Below are 26320 nucleotides of genomic sequence, written 5' to 3' on the forward strand. Positions count from 1 at the left end.
TCCGCGAATAATCGGCCCGAGGCACCAAGGCGCCCCGGACGAATGGCAGGTCAGACGAAGGAGTCGTCGTCGCCGAAGAAAGAAGAATCGTCGCTGTAGTCCGCGTCGCTGAAACCGCCCTGGTCGTTGCCGTAGGCGTCGTTATCGGCCACCCGCGGCTCATCGCCCCAGCCGTTGTCTGCGGTGTCGTTGACCGGTTGCGCCGGTTCCTCCTTGATGACCTCGACGATTTCCTGCGGTTGCTGGTTACTGTGGAACAGGCTGCTGATGCCTTGGGCCAGCATCACGCCGCCGGCCACTCCTGCCGCGGTTTTCAGGGCGCCGCCCAGGAAGCTGCCCGCTGCCGGGGCCTGCTGCTGAGGTGCGCCATAATTGCCGGGCGAGGCGCCGAAGCCTTGTTGGGGCTGGGGCTGGGCATTGAAGGACGGCTGTGACGGTTCGCGCCAGCCTCCCCCACTGGAAGCCGGCGCGCTTGCCGGGCGTGAATCCCGGGCACTGCCACCAAAAATGCTCGACAGAAAGCCTGCGCCACCGCTGGGTGCCGATGGCTGGGAACGGGCCCGTTGCAGCTCGGCCTGCAACTGCTCGACTTGCTGGGTGAGTTGCTTGTTCTGTTCATCGAGGCGCTTGATCGCGGCCTCCTGCACCAGAATCGCCTGGGCCATGAAATAGCCCGCCGCTGGCTGGCTGGCCAGGTGTTCCTTGATCCGCGCCTCGGCCTGGACGTCACGCGGGGCTGAATCCTTTTCGGCCTGTTGCAGCCGTGAAAACAGTCCATCGATCAGGGTTTGTTCTTCGCTGTTCATGGCGACCTCATTAGATTGCCGGGTAGAAACCATTCCGGTCCTGAAGACCGGTGCCCACCAGTAATGGGGCTCGTCGCAAAGGTTTCAATGGTCTTTACCTGATGTTTACGTTTGCTTGTGCGGGCGCCTGATCGGTTAAAGTGTCGGACCGCTTTTGAACTGCGATACCGACTCATGAATCCGTTTGACGTGCTGCGCGACTCTTTGTATTTCTTCAAGCGCCATCTGGGCCGGATCGCCCAGCTGTGCCTGCCGCTGGTCATACTCGAGGCTTTGCTGCAGCAAGGCGTGGACAGCGCCGTCGGCCCCGAGGGTTTCCCCGGCTACAGCGTGATCGTCGGGCTCTTGGTGTACCCCTTGTACACCGCCGCGTTGATCCTGTTTCTCGACGCCCGCAGCCGCGGCGAAGCACCACGCACCCGTGACCTGCTCGCAACGGCCCTCACCCTGTGGCCACGCTTTGCCTTGCTGACGGCCCTCAACACACTGTTGATCCTGGTGGGGCTGTCGTTGTACTTCCTGCCGGGCCTGTGGCTGATGGTGACCCTGGCCTTCAGTGAATACCTGTTGGTCCTCAGGGGCCTGACACCCCTGGCGGCGATGAAGGAAAGCCTGAACATGTCCCGCGGTAACTTCTGGCGGGTCCTGCTGTGCATCCTCTGTGTGATGGGCCCGCTGTGGCTGCTCAAGGGCGTCAGCGTCTCGGTGTATCCACCGCCTCAGAACCCTGTGCTCAGCCTGCTGATCGAGAGCGTCCACAGCTTCTTGCAACTGTTCACCAGCGTGGTGCTGTTCCGCATGTTCATGTTGATCGAAGCCAAGCCTGACAACCGCTGATCGCACACTGCGAAGGCCCTGGGCTTGGGCTTGAGAACCGCTCTCGGTTATGCTCGGGATCACTTTCGCGTTTCGCCCATAAGCCGAGCCATGACCCGTCTACTGCGCTACACCTTGCTGGGCCTGCTGTCGATCGTCAGCCTGGCCGCCCTGTCGATCTACGGCCTGACCTGGCGGCCGCAGCCCCGGGAAACCCTGCCGGTCAGTTGCACCGCCAACGCAGCACCGCTGGTGCCCGGCCAGGCCTTGAAGGTGATGACCTGGAACGTGCAGTTCCTCGCCGGCAAACGCTACGTGTTCTGGCACGACCTGGCCCAGGGCAACGATGAAAGCCCGACCCAGGAAGACATGGCCTTCAGCCTCGACGAAGTGGCACGGGTCATCCGCGATGAGCAACCGGACGTCGTGCTGCTCCAGGAACTGGACAAGGGCGCCAAGGCCAGCGATTACCAGGACCAGCTCAAGCTGTTACAGGAGCGGCTGGCCGACCTCTATCCGTGCGGCACCAGCGCCTTCGACTGGAAGGCCGACTTCATCCCCGACCCGCACATCTTCGGCAGCGTCGGCCGGCAACTGGCGACCCTGAGTCGCTACCGCATCGACCATGCCGAACGGGTACAACTGCCGGTGGCAGACGCCAATATCATCAGCCGTCAGTTCCAGCCAAAAAACGCCTTGTTGGTGAGCTATCTGTCGCTGAGCGGCGGCGGCCAACTGGCGGTGCTCAACACCCACCTGGAACGGGCCAGCGAGCCGGACGAAACCCTGCCCAGACAAATCACCGCCGTGGCCAAGGCCTTGGATAAATTCGAATCCGCGGGCACACCCTGGCTGATCGGCGGCGACTTCAACCTGCTGCCCCTGGGCCAGTACCGGCGCCTGCCGTCCGAGCAACGCACGCCCTACTCCGCTGACAGCCCCTTGCACCTGTTGTGGGACAAATACCCGATGATCCCCACCAACAACGAGGCCAGCGGCATCGATCGCGCACACTGGCTGACCCACTACCCGAACGACCCCGGCCTCAACGGCCCCGACCGCACCGTCGACTACCTGTTCTACAGCCCGCGCCTCAAACGAGTCGAAGCCCAGGTAAGACAGGACGACACCTTGCGCATCTCCGATCATTTGCCGGTGATTGCGCGGTTTTTGTTGCCGCCTGCGCCTTAGTACGACTCGCCGCAGAATAACTGTGGGAGCGAGCTTGCTCGCGATAGCAGTGGATCAGCCACATGACTATTGGCTGACACACCGCCATCGCGAGCAAGCTCGCTCCCACAGTGGATCTATGTCGCAATTCCAGTGCCGGTTTGGGATAACGCCCGGCCGACACGAGCAGTACGCTCTGACTGTCCTGATGGTATTGCTCTGAGGCCTTCTCAGACTGAACACCCATTTCAAGGAGAGATCCATGAGCGACACCCAGATTCGCCTGGCCGAACACAACGACGTTGAAGCGGTTGGTGTGTTGTTTGATGCGTATCGGCAGTTCTACAGAATGGATGCCGACGTGCAGCGGGCGACCGCCTATGTCAGGGCGCGAATTGAACAGGGTGAGTCCCTGGTGTTCGTTGCAGAGAACGCCGCCAAGGAGATTGTGGGGTTCTGCCAGCTCTACCCAACCTTTTGCTCGGTTTTCACGGCGCGCATCTTCACTTTGTATGATCTTTTCGTTGATTCGAACGTGCGCCAACGGGGTATAGGCAAAAAGCTGCTTATGGCCGCCGAAGCATATGCCAGGCAACAAGGGGCAGTCCGTATGGACTTGCGCACGGCCAAGACCAATCAATCCGCCCAGGCGCTCTATGAGTCTGCAGGTTGGATACGCGACGAGATGTTTTTCAGCTACAGCAAGTTTCTTGAGAAAGACTGACTCTGTGTTGAATCTGGAATCAGCTCACTTACGCGGCTTGACCCGCGCCGTCGCCTCCGCCACCAGCGGGTCGTCCGGCCAGTAATGTTTGGGATAACGCCCCTTGAGGTCTTTCTTCACCTCGGCGTAGGTGCTGCGCCAGAAGTTCGCCAGGTCCTGGGTGACCTGCACCGGCCGGCGCGCCGGTGACAGCAGGTGCAACTTGACCACCTGCCGCCCGCCAGCAATGCGCGGGGTATCGGCCAGGCCGAAGAGCTCCTGCAGGCGCACCGCCAGGATCGGCGGATGCTCGCTGTAGTCCAGGCGGATCGACGACCCCGAGGGCACGCTCAAATGGTGCGGCGCCAGTTCATCCAAGCGTTGCGGCAGGGGCCAGGGCAACAGGTTGTGAACGATGCTAGACAAGTCCAGGTTGGCAAAATGGCTGAGGCGCGAGACGCGCCCCAGATACGGCATCAACCAATGTTCGAGGCTGCCCAGCAATGCGCTATCGCTGACATCCGGCCATTCACTCTCGCCCTTGGCGTCCAGGTCCAGGCGACGCAGCAGCGCCACCCGCGCCTGCCATTGCCGCAGTTCCGGGGTCCAGGGCAATAATTCCAGGCCCTTGCGCCGCACCAGGTTCACCAGGGCCTGGCTACGGGCCGACTCATCCAGGCCGGTCAGCGGTTCGCGGCTGAGCACCAGTTCGCCAACCTTGCGCTGGCGCTCGGCGCGCAGCACGCCTTCGCGCTCGTCCCAATCCAGTTGATCTACAACACGGACTTGTTCGGCCAGCACCGAATCGAACAGCGCCGGGTCGAAATCCGTCGCCAGGTAGATCCGTTCTTCGCGCTGGCCCTGACGGCTGCCCAGGTCGGCGATCACCAGCCACGCTTGTTTCATCAGGCTGTCCGCCTCGGCAAACAGCGCCGCACGGCCATTGGCCAAACGATATTCGGCGCCGCCGGGCCGGCGTTGCTGGGCGACGCGGTCCGGGTAGGCCAGCGCCAGCAACGCGCCGAGCCAGCGCGGATGATCGGGATCGGCCACGGCTTCTTCGGCCTTGCCCCGCAGGTAACCGCGATATTGCCGGGCCAGTTGTCGCGCCCGCGGCACCCCGCCCTGGGTGCCGCGCGCTGCTCGTTCTTCGCCGGACAGCAAGGCCAAGCGACTGTGCAGATCCGCGCCGGCGCCGCGCAGAATATCGCGCTCGCCCAACAGTGCGGCGACGTTGCAGGCCATGTCCGCCAGCCCCAACGCCTGGCCGCGCAACAGCAGATGAGCGATACGCGGGTGGGCCGGCAGTTCAGCCATGGCCTGCCCGTGGCGGGTCAGTTGCTCGCCCTCCAGCGCGCCCAGGCGTTGCAGCAGGTCCTGGGCCTGGGCATATGCGGCGGTGGGCGGAATGTCGAGCCAGACCAATTGCTGCGGCGTCACGCCCCAGCGTCCCAACTGCAGGGCCAATCCGGCCAGGTCCGCCGACAGAATCTCCGCGCTGCCATAGGCGGCCAATTGTTCATGCTGGTCTTCGGACCACAATCGATAGCAGACACCAGGCTCCAGACGCCCGGCCCGACCGGCCCGCTGGGTGGCGCTGGCTCGGGAAATGCGCTGGGTGTCGAGCCGGGTCATGCCGCTGCCCGGGTCGAAACGCGGCACCCGGGCCAGTCCGGCGTCGATCACCACCCGCACGCCATTGATGGTCAGGCTGGTTTCGGCGATGTTGGTGGCCAGCACCACTTTGCGCTGGCCGGGCGGCGCGGGATCGATGGCAGCGCGCTGGGCGGCGAGGTCCAGTTCACCGTGCAGCGGACAGAGCAACACATTGCCGCCCTCGCCCAAGGCCTCGGCCAATTGCTGATGGACCCGGCGGATCTCCGCCTGCCCGGGCAAGAACACCAGGACGCTGCCGGTTTCATCGTGCAGTGCGTCCAGCACGGTCTGCACCAGCCGCGGCTCGATGAACTCGCCGGGCTGGAACGGCCGGCCCCAGCGTACCGTCACCGGGAACATGCGGCCTTCGCTGCGCAGGATCGGCGCATTGTCCAGCAACCCGGCCAGGCGCTCGCCTTCCAGGGTCGCGGACATCAGCAGGATCTTCAGTGGCTGGTCTTCGCGAAACAGCTCCCGACCGTTGAGGCTCAAGGCCAGGGCCAGGTCGGCGTCGAGACTGCGCTCATGGAATTCATCGAAAATCAGCAGCCCCACGCCTTCCAGCGCCGGATCGTCCTGCAAGCGCCGGGTGAGGATGCCTTCGGTGACCACTTCAATACGGGTCTTGGGGCCGACCTTGCTGTCGAGGCGAATCCGGTAGCCGACGGTTTCACCGACCTTTTCCCCCAGCTCGCTGGCCAGTCGCTCGGCCGCCGCCCGTGCCGCCAGGCGCCGGGGTTCGAGCATCAGGATGGTCTGCCCGGCCAGCCAGGGCTCGTTCAGCAAGGCCAGGGGAACACGGGTGGTTTTACCGGCACCGGGCGGCGCTTCGAGCACGGCTTCGTGGCGCGATGCCAAGGCTTGACGCAGGGCGGGTAAAACTTCATCAATCGGCAAAGAAATCATGCTGGCTCCAAAACAGAGGGCCGAGTATAACGGCGAACTGTTTAGCGTGGTCTGGACTCCAACCAGCAACGCCTTTACCTGTTCAGGAGATTGCTATGCGTATTCCCTTTCGCGTGATCGGTGGCGTCCTGGTCGCCGCCCTGCTGACTCAAATCAGCGCCTGCGGCTCGATCTTCTACCCGGACCGTCGCGGCCAGATCGACGGCAAGATCGACCCGGCGATTGCCGCGCTCGATGCCGTCGGCCTGCTGTTCTACATCATCCCCGGCCTGATCGCGTTCGCCGTGGACTTCGCCACCGGCGCCATTTACTTCGAGCCGGGCAAGAGTGTCCAGATCGAGCCAGAGAAACTCAAGCCGGCCATCAACCCCGACGGCACCGTCAATAACCAAAAATTGCAGGCGATCCTGGAACGCGAACTGGGCCGCAGCTTCCCGCTGGACGATCCTCGGCTGATCCAGCACAAGGGCAGCGCGCAACAACTGGCCGCCCTCGGCCTCAAGCCCGCCGCATGACAAGCGCTATTGAAGGAACGACCGCGCCATGACCACCAGCACCGAACACGCCCGTCTGCTGCGCCTGGCCACCCGGGCGTCAGTGGCCGTGGCGCTTATCCTGGTCGTCGCCAAGGCCCTGGCCTGGTGGCTGAGCGGCTCGGTGAGCATGCTTGCCGGCCTGACCGACTCGGCACTGGACGGCGTCACCTCGCTGCTCAATCTGCTGGCGGTGCATTACGCCCTGCGCCCCGCCGATGATGATCATCGTTACGGTCATGGCAAGGCCGAATCCCTGGCCGGCATGGCCCAGGCGCTGTTTATCGGCGGCAGTGCGGTATTGATTGCCTTGCAGGCTTTCGAGCGGCTGAAAAACCCGGTGCCGGTGGATGCCCCCTGGCTGAGCGTCGGCGTGATCGTGTTTTCCCTCGGGCTGACCCTGGCGCTGCTGGCGTTGCAGCATCGGGTCATCCGCGCCACCGGCTCCAACGCCGTGCGCGCCGACTCGCTGCACTATCGCTCCGACTTGTTGCTCAACGGCAGCATCCTGGTGGCGCTGGTGTTGGCCGGGTTTGGCTGGTATCAACTGGACGCCTGGTTCGGCCTGGGGATCGCCATTTACATTCTGTGGAGCGCCGTCCAGATCGCCCGGGAAAGCTTCGCCGTGCTGATGGATCAGGAACTGCCGCCCGACGTCAGCCAGCACATGCTGGAACTGGCCTGCGCCGTGCCCGGCGTGCTCGGTGCCCATGACTTGCGTACGCGGATCTCCGGCAACCACTGGTTCGTGCAGCTGCACTTGGAGTTGCCGGGGGAACTGACCCTGTCAGTGGCCCACGGCATCAGCGACCAGGCCGCCGATGCGATCCATGATGTCTATCCGAAGGCCGAAGTGCTGGTGCATGCCGATCCGTCGGAAGTGGTGCAGCGCGCCAGCGCTTGATGTCCGAACCCGTGGCGAGGGGGCTTGCTCCCGCTCGGTTGCGCAGCGACCGTAAAAATCCTGGGCCTGCTGCGCAGTCCAGCGGGAGCAAGCTCCCTCGCCACAAGAGCGGCATCCTGTCTCCCGCCAGAACTCAGTACGTCACCTGATACCCACGACTACTCAAGCAACTGCCCTGGGCCTGGCGATAGGTCTGCACCACTTCCGGCGCCGGTGGGTAGCTGTAGTTGCGCGGATCGAAACCGCTCTGCTGCACGGCCCAGCGATAGCAGTCATAGCCATCCTGATTGACCTGCTCGGGCGACTGGCCGTTGGCCGGGTAGGCCACCACGTCAAAGCTGTTGCCTTGCGGTTGAGGCTGCGGGTTGGCCACGGGCGGCTCGACCACGACGTAGTCCTGGGTGTTGGCTTCGTAGATGTAATAGGCGCCGGCAGCGAGAAAGAACAGCGAGCTGCCGATCCACACTTCCCTGGCGTAATCGGGCAGGTAACGGGTACGGATGCCCCGCGGTGGCTCGACCACGATGTAACGCGGCCCTTGAGGGCGATACCAGTAGCCGCCCGAGTAGAAATAATCCTGGCCGCGATAGGGCACGCGGTAGTTGCGATCCGGGAAACGGTCGATCACATAACCCGGACGGTATTGCGGCCCCGAGCCCCAGCCGTTGCCATGGCCGTCCGGCCGACCGGGCCAATGCTGCTCGGGACGGTTGTCGTGGCTTGGGCGTGGCCCGCCGTTTGGATAACCGTCGTTGCGACGCGGGACATCGCGGTAATACCCCGGTTGCGGTTCGCGGGTCTGGGTCACGCTGTCGGGCCGGCCCTGGATCGGCAGGTTGTTGCCGGACTGCGGCTGAGGCTGCGGACGCCCATGGCCGTTGGGGTCTTGGGGGCCACGATCGTAGCGCTGGCCGTTGGGGTCTTGAGGCCCACGATCATAGCGCTGGCCGCCCTGGTACTGCGGCTGTGGCTTGACCTCGAACTGACGACTGTTATCGCCCCGAATGATTTCGTTGCTCTGCGGCCGCGGCTGGACCGAGTGACCCTGGCCGTTGCCGCCGCGCCCGTCCTGCCCGCGACCGCCGTCGGGGCCGCCACGGTTTTGCTGATCGTCGGCCATTCCCTGCGCACTGACACTTGCCCACAACAGACCAACACCTGCCAAACGCCAGATGCGCGACTTCATGAAATTCCTCACAACGGTTCAGGGCCTGATAGTAAGACTGGAAAAGCCCAGGCCGGTTCTGCGACAGGTTATCAGCCACGGGGTTTATTTCGCAGGCAGCTGAAAGTTTTCCTCTAAGATGCCTATCGATTTCGCCGGTTGACAGGGACTTCCATTCACCCGTAGCGACTACCGGCATCTGTCGCAATGAGCCAATCAAGGGAGTGAAGGCATGTCAATTCCATCCAGACAGGGTCAGGGGCACCTCGTGCGGTACCTCGTCACGAGGATCCGCCTTGTTGGCCTGATACTGCTGCCCGTAGCCCTGTGGGGCTGCGCGCCCGCGCCGCTGGTGCATGAAGATGATAAGCGGCTGAGCCGAATGCTGTGTGAAGTGGGGGAACTACGGGTGACCCTGAGCCCACGGTTCTCCTACGACCTGCCAGGGCCATTGCGGCACACGCCGTGCGGCTCTATCGAAAGTGGCTTCGACTACGACAAGCGGCGCGATATACAGTCGGCGGGCACCTCCGGCACCTTTCGCTCCGGCGAGCTCGAAGTGCTGGCTTCATCGCTTTCCATCGTCGTCGAGGGTTTACTCGACGGCAAAGAGGAAGGAACGCTTTATCCCCCCGAACAATTCCTGCAATACCAACTCGCCTTGATGGACCTTACCCCAAGCAAAGCGCGTCCAGAGTTGATCGACTGGGTAACCCGACAAGGCATGCAATGCCTGCGCTTTCATAACGTATGGCACAGCCCGACGGACTCCTGGGAAGAGGTCGTCAAATACTGGTGTTGGGAAAACCAGAGCGGCCTGACACAGCCGTTCTCGGTACGCGCAGGCCAACGCTTGCCCGAAGGCACCAAAGGCTATGACCTTGAGCAGGCCTTTATCCTGCCGTTCTTCCAGAGTCTGAAAATCAATCGCCTCCCCGAGGCCGCCCTGGCCGAGGCGGACGCAAAAATCAAGGCCGCCTGCGCCCACGTCAAATCCCGTTATGACCAGCACCTGAATTGGGGCAGCGATTACCCCGACAAGCGCCTGACCCGCCAGCGCCTGCGCTCCTGCGGTTATGACGTGCCCTAGCCGAAGCAAATTCTTGCGCCCATAAAAAAGGGAGGCCCGTCGGCCTCCCCTTGAGAATTTCGTCCGTGCTCGACGCTTATGACGTCGGCTCACCTCACGCCGTCTTCTGGACAGTGTGTAGCTCGGGGGCCTGCCAGTACCGGTGGGTACTGCGACCGCAGCCGGCCTGATTGGGCGGGCTGCACTGGACTGTTTGTCCGAGCAGTGATCTTGGTAATAAGAGTAAACCTGAGGTGCCGACAGATGATTGCTAAGATTGCGGAAATAAACATTACTTGCGCAATTTTTAACCCCGGATAGATAATCTGCCGCAATTATCAAGATAAAGGCCCGACCGATGAGCAAACTCGACCGTTACGACCTGAGCATTCTGGCGGAATTGCAGCGCGACGCGCGCATCTCCAACCAGGAACTGGCCGAACGCATCGGCCTGTCGCCCTCCCCCTGCTCACGCCGGGTCAAGCAGTTGGAAGATGACGGCTACATCACCCGCCAGGTCGCCCTGCTCGACCGCAAGCTGCTGGGCCTGAGCCTGACGGCTTATGTGCTGATCGGCATGGACCGCCACACACCCGAGCGCTTCGAGAACTTCGAAGCCGCCATCCGCAACCTGCCGCAAGTGCTGGAGTGCAGCCTGGTCACCGGCATGGACGCGGACTATCAGCTCAAGGTGGTGGTACCGGACATGGACCATTACCAGAAACTGCTGCTGGGGCACCTGACCCGGATCGATGGCGTCACCAGCGTGCGTTCGAGCTTTGTGCTGAACCAGGTGCTCAACAGCACCGAACTGCCGTTGACGCATCTGCGCAGCTGAAGACGCCATTGCGAGCAGGCTCGCTCCCACAGGGGCCCGGGGCGATCCAGATGTTGCGTTTGTCCGGATCCCATGTGGGAGCGAGCTTGCTCGCGATAGCGGCGGTTCAGCTTGCATTGACGTTGGATGTGCTACCGCCATCGCGAGCAAGCTCGCTCCCACATGGGTCGATGGCGTCAGCCCAGCCGATGAATAGCTGCGACACACCGCCGCAGGCCAATCCCGCGCCCGCGCCTCATGCCTTATACTCGCCGCGCCTTTTCAACCCCGCCCACGCCGGAGTGTCCTGATGGATCCTGCTGTTTTCGAAGAGTGGATGATGACCGGCCTGGTCAGCATCCTGATCATTTTCATGGGTTTCATCGTCTGGGATCTGGCGAAGAAGTCCAAGGCCGGGCGTTTCGGCTCGTTCATCCTGTTTTTCGTGCTGGGCCTCGGCGTGGCCGCGTTCGTCATCAAGAGCGTAGTGATCGGCCTGATCGAGTCCGGGGCGTTATAAGCGCGCTGGCACTTCCTTCCACTGGCCCTGATCGAGCCCTTCGATCGTCCAGTCGCCGATCCTGACTCGCACCAGGCGCAATGTCGGCAAACCCACGGCGGCCGTCATGCGTCGTACCTGGCGATTGCGCCCCTCGCGTATCACCAGCTCCACCCAGCTCGTGGGCACGCTTTTACGAAAACGTACCGGCGGGTTGCGCGGCCACAGTTGCGGCTCATCCAATGAGCGCGCCTCGGCCGGCAGGGTCATGCCGTCGTTCAACTCCACCCCATCGCGCAATCGCTGCAACTGTTCGGCACTCGGCTCGCCCTCCACCTGCACCCAATAGGTCTTGGCCAGCTTGTGCTTGGGGTCGGCAATACGTGCCTGCAACTGCCCATCATTGGTCAGCAACAGCAGGCCTTCGCTGTCGCGATCCAGCCGTCCGGCCGGATAGATGCCCGGTACGTCGATAAAATCCTTGAGCGTCGCCCGCCCTTCACCGTCACTGAATTGCGTCAGCACATCGAAGGGTTTGTTGAACAGGATCAGCTTCGGCTCGGCCGGCGGGGCCTTGGCCACACGGCGCGGGGCGGCGGCGGGAAGCTTCGCGCCAGGGCGACGGGAAGCAGGGCGTGGAGGACGGGGCATGGCGAATACAACATTTAACGTTCGGGCCGACCATGCTAGTGGCCCGACCGTTAAATAACCACCACCCCCTTCAACAGCGCATCAGCGGAACGGCGGCTCGTCGAAGCTGCGCAGCTTGCGCGAATGCAACGAGTTGAGTTCGGTGCGCAACAGGTCCAGCGCCTCGATGCCGATCTTCAGGTGCTGGTTGACCGCTCGCTCATAGAACGCGTTGGCCGAGCCCGGCAGCTTGATTTCGCTGTGCAACGGTTTGTCCGAGACGCAAAGCAACGTGCCATAGGGCACCCGCAGACGATAGCCCTGGGCGGCGATGGTGCCGCTTTCCATGTCCACCGCCACGGCGCGAGACAGGTTGATCAGCGGACGTTCCTGGGCCCAGCGCAGCTCCCAGTTGCGGTCGTCGTAAGTCAGCACGGTGCCGGTGCGCAGGCGTTTTTTCAGCTCGTCGCCCTTCTCGCCAGTGATGTTCGCCGCGGCCTGTTGAAGTGCCATCTGCACTTCGGCCAGGGCCGGAATCGGAATGTTCGGCGGCACCACCCGGTCGAGAATGCCATCGCGGCGCATGTAGGCGTGGGCCAGCACGTAGTCGCCAATGGTCTGGGACTGCCGCAACCCGCCGCAGTGACCGATCATCAGCCAGCAATGCGGGCGCAGCACGGCCAGGTGGTCGGTGATGTTCTTGGCGTTGGACGGGCCGACACCGATGTTCACCAGGGTCACGCCATGGCCATCATTGGTCTGCAAGTGATAGGCCGGCATCTGGTAGCGGTGCCAGACCACACCGGCGGCGATGGCCGACGCTTCGCTGTGCTCCATGTTCTTGTCGATGATCACGTTGCCCGGCAGGACCATGCGTACAAAGCGCGGGTCGCTGCGCAGTTGCTCCAGGCCATGGACGATGAACTGGTCGACATAGCGGTGGTAGTTGGTCAGCAGGATCCACGGCTGTACATGGCGCCAGTCGCTGCCGGTGTAGTGCACCAGCCGGCGCAGGGAAAAGTCCACCCGCGCGGCGTCGAACAGCGCCAAGGGCAGCGGGTCGGTGTTTTCCCAGTCATAGAGGCCGTCGGCGATGCCGTCGGTGGCGGCCGACAGGTCGGTGCTGGGGAAAACCCGCGCCAGCACGGCGGCGGTCACGCCGGAGCCGGCCAGTTCGTCGCCCTGCTCCACCACGTACGGGTACGGGATGTTCTGCTCGCTGACGCCCACTTCCACGGTGACGGTAAAGTCGTGCATAAGCGGGACCAGCTGTTCCAGCAGGTATTTACGGAAGGCGGCGGGGTGGGTGACGGTGACACTGTAGGTGCCGGGCAACTGGACCTTGGCATAGGCACGCGTGGTTTGCGGGACTTCGCCGTGGCAGTGATAGGTCAGGCGCAAGGCCGGATAGCGAAACAACGCACGCTGCTCGGCATCCGGCTCGACGCGGTCCTTGAGATAACGCATCAGCGCCTGGTTCAACGCGGTGGTCGCACGCTCGTGCAGGGCCGCCAGACGATCCACGGCTTGTTCGGCGGTTTGAACGACAATAAACGCTTCGGTCACGATCAGCTTCCTGTGTTCTGACTTGCAGGCCTTCATCTTGCCTGCATCGCCGCCTGACGGGAACAGTGGCGTAGTGGACTCGATCGATTCCCTGTGGGAGCGAGCTTGCTCGCGATAGCGGTGTGTCAGTCACCACAGATGCTGGATGGGCCGACGCCATCGCGAGCAAGCTCGCTCCCACCCTTGATCGCCGGGGGCCGTGGAATCTTCATTCACCGCAGAACCCCTGTGGGAGCGAGCTTGCTCGCGATGGCGGTGTATCAGTCACCACAGGTGCTGGATGGGCCGACGCCATCGCGAGCAAGCTCGCTCCCACCCTTGATCGCCGGGGGCCGCGGAATCTTCATTCATCGCAGATCCCCTGTGGGAGCGAGCTTGCTCGCGATAGCGGTGTGTCAGTCGCCACAGAGGCTCGATGGCCCGAAGCCTTCGCGAGCAAGCTCGCTCCCACAATAGATCTTCAGGGACCCAGGACTGCCATTCACCACAGGATTCAATGGGGTGTTTCTAGAAGCCGTGTGGGGTGGAGCGCGTCACGATCGCCTCGACATTCAAGCCCCGAGGCAAGGCACCGTACACCCGGCCGGCCGAACCCAGGCGACTGGCGATGAAGGCATCGCTGACTTCACTGTTCCCCACCTCGAGCAACAGCTTGGCTTGCAGGCCCAGGGCGATGTCTTCGGTCAATTGCCGGGCGCGGTACTGGATGTCGTCGGTGTCCTTGAACGCGGCGTGCAATTGCTGGATGTGGCCAGCCAGGCGCTTGTCGCCGTGGCCGTCGCCCAATTCGCTGAACAAGACCTCCAGCACGCCGGGCTCCTTGGACAAGGCGCGCAGCACATCCAGGCATTGCACGTTGCCGGAGCCTTCCCACGTCGAGTTGACCGGCGCTTCGCGGTACAGGCGCGGCAGGATGCTGTCTTCGACGTAGCCGGCACCGCCCATGCATTCGGCGGCTTCATTGATCATCGCGGGGGCGCGCTTGCAGATCCAGTACTTGCCCACCGCCGTCACCAACCGGGCGAACTTGGCCTCGTGCTCGTCATTCAAGTGGTCCAGCGCCCGGCCCATGCGCAGGCTCAAGGCCAATGCGGATTCGCTTTCCAGCGCCAGGTCAGCCAGGACGTTTTGCATCAGCGGCTGTTCACTCAACAACTTGCCACCGACCTTGCGGTGCGCGCAGTGATGGCTGGCCTGGGTCAGCGCCTGGCGCATCAGGGCGCTGGAGCCGACCATGCAATCGAAACGGGTCATGGCGACCATCTCGATGATCGTCGGTACGCCCCGCCCTTCTTCACCGACCATCCAGGCCAGTGCACCACGGAACTCGACTTCGCTGGAGGCGTTGGAACAGTTGCCCAACTTGTTCTTCAGCCGCTGGATGTAGAACTGATTGCGGGTGTCGTCGGGGCGATGGCGCGGCAGCAGGAAACACGTCAGGCCCTTGTCGGTCTGGGCCAAGGTGAGGAAGGCATCGCACATCGGCGCCGAACAGAACCATTTGTGCCCAACCAGCTCATAGGCCTGGCCCGGGCCGCTGGCGCCCACTGGATAGGCCTTGGTGGTGTTGGCCCGCACATCGGTGCCACCCTGTTTTTCGGTCATCGCCATGCCCAGGGTCACGCCGGCCTTGTGAGCCATGCCGACGTTGCGCGGGTCGTACTCGGTGGCCAGCACCTTGGGCAGCCAGTGCTCGGCCAGGTCCGGCTGCAAGCGCAGCGCCGGCACGCTGGCGAAGGTCATGGTCAGGGGGCAGCCGGTGCCGGCTTCGGCCTGGCTGTGCAAATAGGTCATCGACGCCCGGGCGACATGCGCGCCGGGTTGCGGATGCGCCCAGGGCAAACTGGGCAGGCCGTGCTCGACGGCGGTGCGCATCAACTGGTGATAAGCCGGATGGAACTCCACCAGGTCGATGCGATGGCCGTAACGGTCATGGCTGGAGAACACCGGTTTATTCTGGTTGGCCAGGAAGCCCGCTTCCATCAACGGCCCGCCGGCCAGCGCCCCATACGCATCGATCCGCGCCTGTGCCCAGCCCGCCCCAAAGCGCTGCGACCACTGCTGCAGCGGCAGGTCGATGCGGTACAGGTTGGCGCCATCCAGGGACGGCGGCTGGTTGGTGACGTCGTGGGTTTCAGCGAACTGGTGCAGGTTCATGACAGGGCTCCTCGATCGGCCAGGGATTCAGTTAAGCACCGCCTCCAGGCCGAACAAAGTGTCATATCCGCCTAAATGTCGGCGCTTTCACCCTGTCTCGGGCAAAGCACCCGGCGCTGGAGCATCGCCTGCAGTGCCTCGAATTTCACGGGTTTGTTCAGGTAATCGACCGGCGCGCCCGAAGGACAGCACTCACGCCCCACGTTCGGGCTGACCACCAGCACCGGCAGTTCCTCGCAGCCGGACAAGGTGTGGATCTGGCAGCAGAGCGACACGCCGTCCAGCGGCGGCAACTGGCAATCGAGCAGCACCGCATCAAAGCGCTCGCCGTGCAGCAGATCCAGCGCGGCGCGGCCACTGTCGGCGGTGCGCACCCGATAACCGAGCTTGAGCAACATGCCGCGCATGACCAACTGATCGATGTTGTTGTCATCGGCCAGTAGCACCGTGCAATCCTGCGGCAGGCGCGAGCCTTGGCGGCCACCGAAGGAAAACGGCGTCGGGACCGCCGCTGGCGAGGCCACGTCAAACTCCACGTCCAACTGGAAACGGCTGCCACGACCGGGTTCGGAGGTGTGGGTCAGGCGTCCACCCAGCAGTTCCACCAGTTGCCGGCAGATCGCCAGGCCCACGCCGAGGCCGCCGTATTCACGGGTCATCGAGCCGTCGAGTTGGAAGAAGCGCTGGTACAAGGTCGCTTCCCCCAGGTCGGTAAAACCGATTCCGGTGTCGATGACGGCAAAGGACAGCACCAGCCGATCAAGCGCCGTCGGCCTGCCGCTGACTCGCAGGGCCAGGCCGCCAACCCGGGTGAACTTGATGGCGTTGTCCAACAGGCATTCCAGGCTCTGGGCCAGTTTGCCGCTGTCGCCGAGCAACCGGTCCGCCAGGCCTGGGGATACGTCGACCTTGAAATCCAGGCCCTTGGCCGCCGCATTGGCGCCGAACTGCACCTGCAGCGCATCGACCACCCCACGCAGGCTGAACGGTGCCGGATAGACCTTGAGCTTGCCGGCCTGCAACTCGGTCAGGGTGAGGATGCCGTTGACCATGCGCATCATGTCCCGCGCCGAACCGGCGGCGGTCTGTTGATACTGGGTCAGTTCCTCGTCCATCTCGACGGTTTCCATCAGCTCAAGGGAACCGATCACGCCATTCATCGGCGTGCGCAGTTCATGGGTCAAGGTGGCGAGGAATTCATCCTTGAGCTTGTTGCCGTGGGCCAGTTGCTGGTTGAGCACTTCGAGTTTCTGCCCGGCGTCCAACAGGGTCTGGGCCTGCTGTTCGCGCATGGCATTGATGCGGTCGGCCAGGGCCAGGGACAGCAGCGCCACCTCGATGGCCGAGCCGATCTGGCTGGCGTACATGGTCAGGAAGACGTTCGGCAGGTAACCGAGCACCATCAACGTATTGACGATGCCCCCCAGCAGAAACGCCGACCAGGCAATGATGAAATAACGCGCCACCCGCAGGCCACGCCACCAGGCAAACAACCCGGCGGCGAAGATCGCCACCGTGAACAGCAGCGCCAACACCGTCGCCAGGCGCAGCGCCAGGGCATAACTGGTCATCAGCGACAGGCCGACCACCACGGCGCTGTAGGCGATCAGCGCCAGCAGCAAGCGGTCCAGCCAATGGCTGTGCTGGGCGGTTTGCAGGAAGCTGCGGGCGAACTGGCTGCCAAACAGGCCCGCACAGCCGATGAAGAACGGCGTCGCGGCATTGGCCCACCAGGGGTTATCCGGCCAGAAGTACTCCACGGCGGCACCGTTGACCGACAACTGGTACAGGCCGAACGAGGCAATGTAGAAGATGTAATAGAGGTAGCTGGTATCGCGCACGCTCAGGTAGATGAACAGGTTGTAGACCAGCATCCCCAGCAGCACGCCATAGATGATCCCCAGTACATACAAACGCACGGGCTGTTGTTCGAGGTAAGCGGTGCTCGACCACAGCGTCAGCGGCGCCTGGATCGAACCCTGGCTTTGCAGGCGCAGGTAGAGGGTCTGCTGTTGTTCGGGCTTGAAAGCCAGGCTGAACAGGTAGTTGTTCTGGCGGATCTCGCGGCTGGCGAACGGCAACGCATCACCGGTCTGGCGAACCAGGCGATAGCCCCCCGCCGCATCGGGCAAATACAAGTCGAGGTGGTCCAGCGGCGGGTACGCCAGCTCCAGCAGCCAGGTGCGCTGGGCGTCCGGATTGGCAGGACGGTAGTGCAGGTCGATTTTCAACCAGAAGGCTGATCGCGAGTAACCGGCGTTCAGGGTGGCTTGGTCATGGGGCTTGAAAGCACCAGCGGCAGCCTGGGCCAGGACATCGTCAATGGAGGCCGTGCCGCCCGCATCTTCGAACACCTGCAGGGCATGGCCCAAGGGCAGGTTTTGGGTGAATTCATCGAATTCGAGAGCACTTGCCAAAGGAGACAAGCACAGCAACAACATCAGCAAATAGCGCATTTAAGCCCCAGCGCGGCCTGTCCGGTTGAGTCAGGAAGCCCCCCATTCCCTGAGTAGACGTAAAACCGGCATTACCTGTTATGAGTTGGATCCATCTCTAGCATAGCCGCTGATGGCCAATTTGCACCATTGAAATCTTTCCTACAGAAGGCTCTAGAACGGGCGTTTCAGAGCAAAGCCTTGAGATAGAGCTGTTGCCTTGGTCAGGTCGGCAACTGGCGGATCAATGTGGCGAGGGAGCTTGCTCCCGCTGGACCGGGCTGGCGCTCCAGTGCGCAGCGCTCCCAAAAACCAGGGCCGCTTCGCCCGAAGCGTCGGACCGGCCCAGCGGGAGCAAGCTCCCTCGCCACATAAAGCAACCGCCAATGTTGCTCATACACCAGAAACCCGCTGAACCCGAGCACCGACAAAAGAGGTTTGGTGGTAAGCTCGCGCACCATGAATATCTACAGTTCTCGCCCCGTTGTCCTCTGTCTCTCCGGCCACGACCCCAGTGGTGGCGCCGGTTTGCAGGCAGATATCGAAGCCCTGCTTGCCCAGGGTTGTCATGCCGCCCCTGCCGTTACCGCATTGACCGTGCAAGACACCGTCAACGTCAGCGATTTCCGCGTGCTCGACCGCGAGTGGGTGCTGGCACAAGCCAATGCCGTGCTCAACGACGCCCAGGTGGCAGCGGTCAAGCTGGGGATGCTTGGCTCACTGGAAATGGTCGACACGGTGGTCGAACTGCTCCAGGCGCACCCGCACCTGCCCATGGTCTGCGACCCGGTGCTGCGCGCCGGCGGTGGCGGGCGCCTGGGCAAGGATGAGGTCGGCTACGCCATGCGCGAACGCCTGCTGCCCCTGGCAATCATTGCCACCCCCAACCTGCCTGAAGCACGCATCCTCGCCGAACTGCCCGAGGGCAGCGCCGACGAGTGCGCGGAAAAACTGCTGCCCTTCGTCAAACACCTGTTGATCACCGGTGGTCACGGCGACGAACATGAAGTCCATAATCGCCTGTACAGCCGCGACGGCGGGCGCGAAACCTTTACCTGCCAGCGTCTGCCCGGCAGTTACCACGGTTCCGGCTGCACCCTGGCCAGCGCCCTGGCCGGTCGGCTGGCCCAGGGCGAACAGCTCGCCAGCGCCGTCAAGACGGCGCTGGATTACACCTGGCGCACCTTGCGCGATGCCGAACAACTGGGCAAAGGCCAGTTCGTACCGCGTCGCCTGCCGCTGGATTTCTGCTCGTAGCACCGGAGGCCTGTGGAATGAAATTACGTGGCCTTTACGCCATCACCGATAGCCAATTGCTGGCCGGCAAGTTCCTCGCTTATGTCGAAGCGGCGCTGGAAGGTGGCGTCACCCTGCTGCAATACCGCGACAAAAGCAGCGACGAGGCCCGCCGCCTGCGGGAAGCCGAAGCACTGCGCAACCTGTGCGAGCGCTACAAGACCCAGTTGATCATCAACGACGACGCCGAGTTGGCCGCACGCCTGGGCGTCGGTGTGCACCTGGGCCAGACCGATGGCCCGTTGGCGCCAGTGCGGGCACTGCTCGGGCACAAGGCGATCGTCGGTGCCACCTGCCACGCCAGCCTGGCACTGGCCGAACAGGCCGCCAGCGAAGGTGCCACTTATGTCGCGTTCGGGCGTTTCTTCAACTCCAACACCAAGCCCGGCGCCCCCAGCGCAAACTTTGAACTGCTCGAACAGGCGCACCTCAAACTGCATATCCCGGTGTGCGCCATTGGCGGCATCACCCTGGACAACGCCGCCCCGCTGGTGGCCCACGGGGTCGACCTGCTGGCGGTGGTCCACGGCCTGTTCGGCGCCGACAGCACCACTGAAGTGACACGCCGCGCCCGCGCCTTCAATGAGCTGCTGCAGATCAAATAGTCTATTTTCCGTTTTCGAGAGCCCAACCATGTCCCGTTCCGAAACCCTGTTTGCCGATGCCCAGAAACACATCCCCGGCGGCGTGAACTCGCCTGTTCGTGCGTTCAAGAGCGTCGGCGGCACCCCGCTGTTCTTCAAGCACGCCGAAGGCGCATACGTCACCGACGAAGACGACAAGCGCTATGTGGATTACGTCGGCTCCTGGGGCCCGATGATCCTGGGCCACAGCCATCCGGACGTGCTGGATGCGGTGCGCAAGCAACTGGTACACGGCCTGTCCTACGGCGCCCCGACCGCGATGGAAACCGAGATGGCCGACCTGGTCTGCTCGATCGTGCCGTCGATGGAAATGGTGCGCATGGTCAGCTCCGGCACCGAAGCGACCATGAGCGCGATCCGCCTGGCGCGGGGTTTTACCGGCCGCGACAGCATCATCAAGTTCGAAGGCTGCTACCACGGCCATTCCGACAGCCTGCTGGTCAAGGCCGGTTCTGGCGCACTGACCCAGGGCGTGCCGAGCTCGGCCGGCGTACCGGCAGCGTTCGCCAAACACACCCTGACCTTGCCGTTCAACGACCTCGAAGCCGTCGAGAAGATGCTCGGCGAAGTCGGCCAGGAAGTGGCGTGCATCATCGTCGAGCCAGTGGCCGGCAACATGAACTGCGTACCACCGGCACCGGGTTTCCTCGAAGGCCTGCGCAGCCTGTGCGACCAGCATGGCGTGGTGTTGATTTTCGATGAAGTGATGACCGGTTTCCGCGTCGCCCTCGGCGGCGCCCAGGCCCATTACGGCGTCACGCCGGACCTGAGCACCTTCGGCAAGATCATCGGCGGCGGCATGCCGGTGGGCTGCTTCGGCGGCAAGCGCAAGATCATGGAATGCATCGCGCCGCTGGGCCCGGTCTACCAGGCCGGCACCCTGTCGGGCAACCCACTGGCCATGGCCGCCGGCCTGACCACGCTGCGCCTGATCAGCCGCCCGGGCTTTCACGCCGAACTGACCGACTACACCACCCGCCTGCTCGACGGCTTGCAGGTTCGCGCTGACGCGGCAGGCATTCCGTTCGTGACTACCCAGGCCGGCGGCATGTTCGGCCTGTATTTCAGTGGCGCCGATGACATCGTCACCTTCGAAGACGTGATGGCCAGCGACACCGACCGCTTCAAGCGCTTCTTCCACCTGATGCTCGATGGCGGCGTGTACCTGGCCCCGAGCGCATTCGAGGCAGGCTTCACTTCCATCGTCCATGGCGAGACCGAGCTGAAGATCACCCTCGATGCGGCCGAACGGGCCTTTGCTGCGCTGAAATAAGCCTGTGGATAACTGACGCCGGCTGAAGCTGGCGTCAGTGATTGCCGACAACCTCCCGCCTTTTTCCTACGTATTTATGCCCCAAGCAGCTATTAGCATTCCCTCGCAGCAGAAAAACGAGTAAAGACTTTGTAAGGATGGCCCTGCTTATTTCATAATGCGCGCTTATTGGATCCCCCGGAGGGTCCGCGCGCCCCTCAGAGGTAAGTCGATTCCCATGAACCGCACCGGCCGCACCCTTGCCTTGGGCTGCCTGTTGCTCCTTCAGCCCCTGCTCGCGAATGCACAGGCAGGCGGTAACTCGTTGTTGATCCCGGCGCTGGGCCGTTGCACGCTCAATACCCAGCCACAAGATCTCGCACCGGCACTCGACGCCTGTCAAAAAGCGGCGGACGCAGGTGATGCACAAGCGCAATACGAGTTGGGCGAGTTCTACTACGAAGGCAAGGCTGCACCGCGCGACCTCAAAAAAGCCCTCGACTACTTCGAAAAAGCCTCACTGCAAGGCCATGCCCAGGCGCAATTCAAGCTCGGCGGCATGTTCTTCCATGGCGAAGGCGTGCCAGCCAACAACGTCCAGGCCTATATCGTCCTGAAGATGGCCGCGGTCAACGGCGCCGAAGAAGCCCTGGACACCGCCGACGAAGTCGCCGAGCAAATGCCCCGCGACGAATTGGAAGTGGCAACCCAGGTGCTGGGGCAGATCTTTCGCAAATACCTGATGGAATTGCAGAACGCCGATGGGCGTACGCCCTTCTCACCATTGCCTTGATTATTGAGCAGGCTTTAATGGCCCCATCGCGAGCAAGCTCGCTCCCACACTGGATCGCTGGTGTACACAAATCTTGTGTTCACAGAGAACCCACTGTGGGAGCGAGCTTGCTCGCGATTGGGGCAACTCGGTCCTGAGCCTTACTTCTCAGGCATCGGCATCGGAAACGGCATCACATTGCCGACCGCACCGCGGGCTTCGCTGATTTTCGGGGTGCCCAGGCGTTCGACTTCGTCGATGCGCACGATCGAATGCATCGGCACGAAGCTGCGCACCACGCCTTCGAACTGCGCCTTGAGCTTTTCCTCGCTCGGATCGACGACCACTTGCGTGCGCTCGCCAAAGACGAATTCTTCCACTTCCAGGAAACCCCACAGATCACTTTGATAGATCTGCTTGGCGTACATTTCGAACACCTGGCCCTGGTTGAGGAAAATCACCTTGTAGATTGGAGCTTCACGTTTGGTCATGGCTGGCGAAACACATCGGCGGGTAAAAATGAGGGCGCGAACTATAGCATAGCCACTGCTCGCACAGCGGTGGGAACCCAGGGACTTGTTCTCTATAATGCGCGGTTCTTTGAATCACGTGATGATCCCGTCCATGGCCAAGAAGCTTTACATCGAAACCCACGGTTGCCAGATGAACGAGTACGACAGCTCGCGCATGGTCGATCTGCTGGGTGAACACCAGGCCCTGGAAGTCACCGCACGCGCTGAAGACGCGGACGTGATCCTGCTCAACACCTGCTCGATTCGCGAACGCGCCCAGGACCGGGTGTATTCCCAGCTCGGCCGCTGGCGCGAACTGAAGTTGGCCAACCCGGAAATGGTCATCGCCGTGGGCGGTTGCGTAGCCAGCCAGGAAGGCGCCGCCATTCGTGATCGCGCACCCTACGTGGACGTGGTCTTTGGCCCGCAGACCTTGCACCGCCTGCCGGAGATGATCGATGCCGCGCGCAGCACCAAGCTGCCGCAAGTGGACGTCTCGTTCCCGGAAATCGAAAAATTCGACCACCTGCCCGAACCGCGCATCGACGGCCCGAGTGCCTATGTGTCGGTGATGGAAGGTTGCAGCAAGTACTGCACGTTCTGCGTGGTGCCCTACACCCGCGGCGAAGAAGTCAGCCGACCATTCGACGACGTGATCGCCGAAATCATCCACCTGGCGGAACACGGCGTGCGCGAAGTGACCCTGCTGGGGCAGAACGTCAACGGCTATCGCGGCCTGACCCATGACGGGCGCCTGGCGGATCTCGCCGAACTGATCCGCGTCGTGGCGGCAGTCGATGGCATCGACCGCATCCGCTACACCACGTCTCACCCGCTGGAGTTCTCCGACAGCCTGATCCAGGCCCACGCCGAAGTCCCCGAACTGGTCAAGCACCTGCACCTGCCGGTGCAATCGGGCTCCGACCGGATCCTTGCGGCCATGAAACGCAATCACACGGCGCTGGAGTACAAATCCAAGCTGCGCAAGTTGCGCGCGGCAGTGCCGGGGATCTGCATCAGCTCGGACTTTATCGTCGGCTTCCCTGGCGAAACCGAGAAAGACTTCCAGCAGACCATGAAGCTGATCGAAGACGTGGGCTTCGACTTCTCCTATTCCTTCGTCTACAGCCAGCGCCCTGGCACTCCGGCGGCCGACCTGGCGGACGACACCCCCGAAGAACTGAAAAAGGAACGGCTCAACGCCTTGCAACATCGCCTCAACCAGCAAGGTTTCGAGATCAGCCGACAAATGGTCGGCTCCGTCCAGCGGATTCTGGTGACCGATTACTCGAAAAAGGACCCGGGCGAGTTGCAGGGCCGGACCGAAAACAACCGCATCGTCAACTTCCGCTGCGACACCCCGGCCCTGATCGGCCAGTTCGCCGACGTGCACATCGACGCCGCGCAACCGCACTCCCTGCGCGGTTCGCTGATCCAGTAACCGCGATTACCTGTGGGAGCGAGCTTGCTCGCGATGGCGGCATGACAGTCAATACTCATGTTGAATGTGAGGCCCCCATCGCGGGCAAGCCTTGCTCCCACATGGGTTGTGCCAAGCCCTGTGATCCGATTCGCCTGTTTAAGAGCTTTCGCACCCAGCCTACTGGCGTTATCCTTGATTTCACCTTAATTGCCCCCGGGCGGCTAAAAACGACCTTGAACGCACCCATCGAACCACATCGCTTTATTCTCGAGCCCTTTGAGGCTCGCCGCTTCGCCAATCTGTGCGGGCAATTCGACGAGCACCTGCGCTTGATCGAACAGCGCCTGGCCATCGAGATCCGCAACCGCGGAAACCAGTTCGAACTGATCGGCGAACCCAAGCACACCACCTCCGCGGAAAACCTGCTGCGCCGTCTCTACCGGGAAACCAAGGGGAGCGAGCTGTCGCCGGATACGGTCCACCTGTTCCTGCAGGAGTCGGCTGTCGAAGAACTCGACAACCACGCCCCGTCGGAACCTGCCGTGGCCCTGCGCACGAAAAAAGGCATGATTCGCCCGCGCGGCTTGAATCAGCAGCGCTACGTGAAGGAAATCCTGGGCAACGACATCAACTTCGGCATCGGCCCGGCCGGTACCGGCAAGACCTACCTGGCCGTGGCCTGCGCCGTCGATGCACTGGAACGCGAACAGGTGCGGCGCATCCTGCTGGTGCGCCCGGCGGTCGAAGCGGGTGAAAAACTCGGCTTCCTGCCCGGCGACCTGGCCCAGAAGATCGACCCGTATCTGCGCCCGCTCTATGACGCGCTGTATGAAATGCTCGGCTTCGAATACGTCGCCAAGCTGATCGAGCGCCAGGTCATCGAGGTCGCGCCGCTGGCCTACATGCGCGGTCGTACCCTGAACAACAGCTTCATCATCCTCGACGAAAGCCAGAACACCACGGTCGAGCAGATGAAAATGTTCCTGACCCGGATCGGCTTCGGCTCCACCGCCGTCATTACCGGGGACATCACCCAGGTCGACCTGCCCAAGGGCACCAAGTCCGGGCTGAACCATGTGATCCAGGTCCTCAAGGACGTGCCGGGCATCAGCTTCACGCACTTCATGCCCAAGGACGTCGTGCGCCATCCGTTGGTGCAACGCATTGTCGAAGCCTACGAGCGTTTCGAGAATCGCGCCGATGAAGACTCGGCCGAAAGCAAAGGCAATCGTCACAATGCTTGAACTCGACCTGCAAGTGGCCTGCGAACACGCCGCCCCCAGCGAAGCCCAGTTCCGCCAATGGTGCGAACTGGCCCTGCGCCAGCGCAGTGCCGACTCGGAGCTGACGATCCGCCTGGTGGACGAACCCGAAGGCCGTGAACTGAACCACACCTGGCGGCAGAAAGACTACGCCACCAACGTGCTGTCGTTCCCCGCCGACGTACCCGACGAACTGCTCGACATCCCACTGCTGGGCGACCTGGTGATCTGCGTCCCGGTGGTGGAGCGTGAAGCGGCGGAACAAGACAAGACCCCTGAGGCCCACTGGGCCCATCTGGTGATTCACGGCTGCTTGCATCTACTGGGTTACGACCATATAGAAGATGACGAAGCCGAAGAAATGGAAGCACTGGAACGAACGTTGCTTGCAGAGCTGGGTCATCCCGACCCCTACGCCGGCGACGAACACTGATACATCAACCTGTAACGACAAAGGATTCAGAGTAATCGCTATGAGCGAAGATCGATCGAGCAACGGGCAGAAGTCATGGCTGGGCAAGCTCACCCAGGCTTTTGCCCATGAGCCGAAAAACCGCCAGGAGCTGCTGGAGCTGCTGCGCGACGCACACCAGAACAAACTGCTGGACAGCGAAGCGCTGGCCATCGTCGAAGGCGCCATCCAGGTCGCTGACCTGCAAGTCCGGGACATCATGGTCCCGCGCTCGCAGATGGTCAGCATCAAGGCGACCCAGACCCCTCGCGAATTTTTGCCCGCCGTGGTCGACTCCGCTCACTCGCGCTATCCGGTCGTCGGCGAGAGCCATGACGACGTCATGGGCGTGCTGCTGGCCAAGGACCTGCTGCCGCTGATCCTTCAGGAAAACGGCGACAGCTTCAACATCAAGGACCTGTTGCGCCCGGCCACCTTCGTGCCCGAGTCCAAGCGCCTGAACGTGCTGCTGCGTGAATTTCGCGCCAACCACAACCACATGGCCATCGTCATCGACGAATACGGCGGCGTGGCCGGCCTGGTCACCATCGAAGACGTGCTCGAGCAGATCGTCGGCGACATCGAGGACGAGCACGACGTCGAGGAAGACAGCTACATCAAGCCCCTGCCCAGCGGCGACTTCCTGATCAAGGCCCTGACGCCGATCGAGAACTTCAACGAGTTCTTCGACAGCCAATTCTCCGACGATGAGTTCGACACCGTCGGCGGCCTGGTGATGAGTGCTTTCGGGCATCTGCCCAAGCGCAACGAAACCACGGAAATCGGCTCCTGGCGCTTCCGCATCCTGAATGCCGACAGCCGTCGGATTCACTTGCTGCGCCTGTCGCCCATTAGCCGATAACCCCTGCGAGACCC

General features: G+C 62.7%; 24 protein-coding genes. 16 read left to right on the forward strand and 8 right to left on the reverse strand.

Annotated elements, in window-relative coordinates:
• Positions 1–50: 50 nt before the first annotated feature.
• Positions 51–806 (reverse strand): DUF2076 domain-containing protein, encoded by a 756-nt coding sequence (locus QMK47_RS25490; protein WP_253469604.1) that lies wholly within the window; start codon positions 804–806, stop codon positions 51–53.
• 174 nt (positions 807–980) lie between these two features.
• Between QMK47_RS25490 and QMK47_RS25495 the strand changes: the two genes are divergently transcribed.
• The 3 genes from QMK47_RS25495 to QMK47_RS25505 all read left to right on the forward strand — a co-directional run bounded on the left by QMK47_RS25495 (position 981) and on the right by QMK47_RS25505 (position 3516).
• Complete coding sequence (locus tag QMK47_RS25495) at positions 981–1643, forward strand: YciC family protein (RefSeq protein WP_214512890.1); 663 nt, start codon at positions 981–983, stop codon at positions 1641–1643.
• Positions 1644–1733: 90 nt separating this feature from the next.
• Positions 1734–2813, forward strand: a complete 1080-nt coding sequence (locus QMK47_RS25500) for an endonuclease/exonuclease/phosphatase family protein (RefSeq protein ID WP_258689447.1) — start codon at positions 1734–1736, stop codon at positions 2811–2813.
• A 241-nt stretch (positions 2814–3054) separates the two neighbouring features.
• Entirely contained in the window at positions 3055–3516 is a 462-nt protein-coding gene (locus tag QMK47_RS25505) for a GNAT family N-acetyltransferase (protein WP_258689448.1), read from the forward strand.
• A 24-nt stretch (positions 3517–3540) separates the two neighbouring features.
• On the opposite strand, the gene hrpB is transcribed toward QMK47_RS25505, so the two are convergent.
• Positions 3541–6057, reverse strand: coding sequence for an ATP-dependent helicase HrpB (gene hrpB, locus QMK47_RS25510; RefSeq protein WP_320389487.1), 2517 nt, complete (start codon positions 6055–6057; stop codon positions 3541–3543).
• Between the two features lie 95 nt (positions 6058–6152).
• On the opposite strand from hrpB, the gene QMK47_RS25515 reads away from it, so the two are divergent.
• Both QMK47_RS25515 and QMK47_RS25520 read left to right on the forward strand, forming a co-directional pair.
• A complete protein-coding gene (locus QMK47_RS25515) occupies positions 6153–6572 on the forward strand; it encodes a hypothetical protein (RefSeq protein WP_053182066.1) in 420 nt (139 codons plus the stop codon).
• A gap of 28 nt (positions 6573–6600) precedes the next feature.
• Positions 6601–7494, forward strand: coding sequence for a cation diffusion facilitator family transporter (locus QMK47_RS25520; RefSeq protein WP_214512894.1), 894 nt, complete (start codon positions 6601–6603; stop codon positions 7492–7494).
• A 133-nt stretch (positions 7495–7627) separates the two neighbouring features.
• Here the strand turns inward: QMK47_RS25520 and QMK47_RS25525 are convergent, their stop codons facing one another.
• Positions 7628–8680, reverse strand: a complete 1053-nt coding sequence (locus QMK47_RS25525) for a DUF6515 family protein (protein ID WP_320389488.1) — start codon at positions 8678–8680, stop codon at positions 7628–7630.
• 247 nt (positions 8681–8927) lie between these two features.
• On the opposite strand from QMK47_RS25525, the gene QMK47_RS25530 reads away from it, so the two are divergent.
• From QMK47_RS25530 to QMK47_RS25540, 3 genes are all read left to right on the forward strand, one after another.
• Positions 8928–9749, forward strand: a complete 822-nt coding sequence (locus QMK47_RS25530; protein WP_320412947.1) for a hypothetical protein — start codon at positions 8928–8930, stop codon at positions 9747–9749.
• Between the two features lie 337 nt (positions 9750–10086).
• A complete protein-coding gene (locus tag QMK47_RS25535; protein WP_003185723.1) occupies positions 10087–10566 on the forward strand; it encodes an Lrp/AsnC family transcriptional regulator in 480 nt (159 codons plus the stop codon).
• Between the two features lie 289 nt (positions 10567–10855).
• On the forward strand, positions 10856–11065 hold the full coding sequence (locus tag QMK47_RS25540) for a DUF2788 domain-containing protein (RefSeq protein ID WP_003185724.1): 210 nt from the start codon (positions 10856–10858) through the stop codon (positions 11063–11065).
• On the opposite strand, the gene QMK47_RS25545 is transcribed toward QMK47_RS25540, so the two are convergent.
• From QMK47_RS25545 to QMK47_RS25560, 4 genes are all read right to left on the reverse strand, one after another.
• Positions 11060–11626, reverse strand: coding sequence for a pseudouridine synthase (locus QMK47_RS25545; RefSeq protein ID WP_161796661.1), 567 nt, complete (start codon positions 11624–11626; stop codon positions 11060–11062). The genes QMK47_RS25540 and QMK47_RS25545 overlap by 6 nt on opposite strands.
• Before the next feature lie 150 nt (positions 11627–11776).
• Positions 11777–13276 carry an AMP nucleosidase gene (gene amn, locus QMK47_RS25550; protein ID WP_161796662.1) on the reverse strand — a complete coding sequence of 500 codons (1500 nt, stop codon included), beginning with the start codon at positions 13274–13276 and terminating at the stop codon, positions 11777–11779.
• A gap of 471 nt (positions 13277–13747) precedes the next feature.
• A complete protein-coding gene (locus QMK47_RS25555; protein ID WP_253469622.1) occupies positions 13748–15397 on the reverse strand; it encodes an acyl-CoA dehydrogenase family protein in 1650 nt (549 codons plus the stop codon).
• Positions 15398–15468: 71 nt separating this feature from the next.
• Positions 15469–17853 (reverse strand): hybrid sensor histidine kinase/response regulator, encoded by a 2385-nt coding sequence (locus QMK47_RS25560; protein WP_320389490.1) that lies wholly within the window; start codon positions 17851–17853, stop codon positions 15469–15471.
• Positions 17854–18291: 438 nt separating this feature from the next.
• Here QMK47_RS25560 and QMK47_RS25565 point away from each other — a divergent pair, with 438 nt between their 5' ends.
• The 4 genes from QMK47_RS25565 (at position 18292) to QMK47_RS25580 (ending at position 21817) form a co-directional block, all read left to right on the forward strand.
• Entirely contained in the window at positions 18292–19089 is a 798-nt protein-coding gene (locus QMK47_RS25565; RefSeq protein ID WP_003205858.1) for a hydroxymethylpyrimidine/phosphomethylpyrimidine kinase, read from the forward strand.
• 17 nt (positions 19090–19106) lie between these two features.
• A complete protein-coding gene (gene thiE, locus QMK47_RS25570; RefSeq protein WP_320389491.1) occupies positions 19107–19733 on the forward strand; it encodes a thiamine phosphate synthase in 627 nt (208 codons plus the stop codon).
• Positions 19734–19761: 28 nt separating this feature from the next.
• On the forward strand, positions 19762–21045 hold the full coding sequence (gene hemL, locus QMK47_RS25575; protein WP_320389492.1) for a glutamate-1-semialdehyde 2,1-aminomutase: 1284 nt from the start codon (positions 19762–19764) through the stop codon (positions 21043–21045).
• A gap of 217 nt (positions 21046–21262) precedes the next feature.
• Positions 21263–21817, forward strand: coding sequence for a tetratricopeptide repeat protein (locus QMK47_RS25580; RefSeq protein ID WP_003205863.1), 555 nt, complete (start codon positions 21263–21265; stop codon positions 21815–21817).
• Positions 21818–21957: 140 nt separating this feature from the next.
• Here QMK47_RS25580 and QMK47_RS25585 read toward each other — a convergent pair whose 3' ends face one another.
• Positions 21958–22287, reverse strand: coding sequence for a DUF1820 family protein (locus QMK47_RS25585; protein WP_003185742.1), 330 nt, complete (start codon positions 22285–22287; stop codon positions 21958–21960).
• 133 nt (positions 22288–22420) lie between these two features.
• On the opposite strand from QMK47_RS25585, the gene miaB reads away from it, so the two are divergent.
• The 4 genes from miaB (at position 22421) to QMK47_RS25605 (ending at position 26306) form a co-directional block, all read left to right on the forward strand.
• On the forward strand, positions 22421–23749 hold the full coding sequence (miaB, locus tag QMK47_RS25590) for a tRNA (N6-isopentenyl adenosine(37)-C2)-methylthiotransferase MiaB (protein WP_003205865.1): 1329 nt from the start codon (positions 22421–22423) through the stop codon (positions 23747–23749).
• Positions 23750–23964: 215 nt separating this feature from the next.
• Entirely contained in the window at positions 23965–24975 is a 1011-nt protein-coding gene (locus tag QMK47_RS25595; protein ID WP_253469631.1) for a PhoH family protein, read from the forward strand.
• Positions 24968–25426, forward strand: coding sequence for an rRNA maturation RNase YbeY (gene ybeY / locus QMK47_RS25600; RefSeq protein WP_003205868.1), 459 nt, complete (start codon positions 24968–24970; stop codon positions 25424–25426). The genes QMK47_RS25595 and ybeY overlap by 8 nt, the downstream gene beginning before the upstream one ends.
• A gap of 40 nt (positions 25427–25466) precedes the next feature.
• On the forward strand, positions 25467–26306 hold the full coding sequence (locus tag QMK47_RS25605) for an HlyC/CorC family transporter (RefSeq protein ID WP_253469634.1): 840 nt from the start codon (positions 25467–25469) through the stop codon (positions 26304–26306).
• Positions 26307–26320 lie beyond the last annotated feature (14 nt).

Source organism: Pseudomonas sp. P9_35 (assembly GCF_034008205.1).
GTDB lineage: Bacteria > Pseudomonadota > Gammaproteobacteria > Pseudomonadales > Pseudomonadaceae > Aquipseudomonas > Aquipseudomonas kilonensis.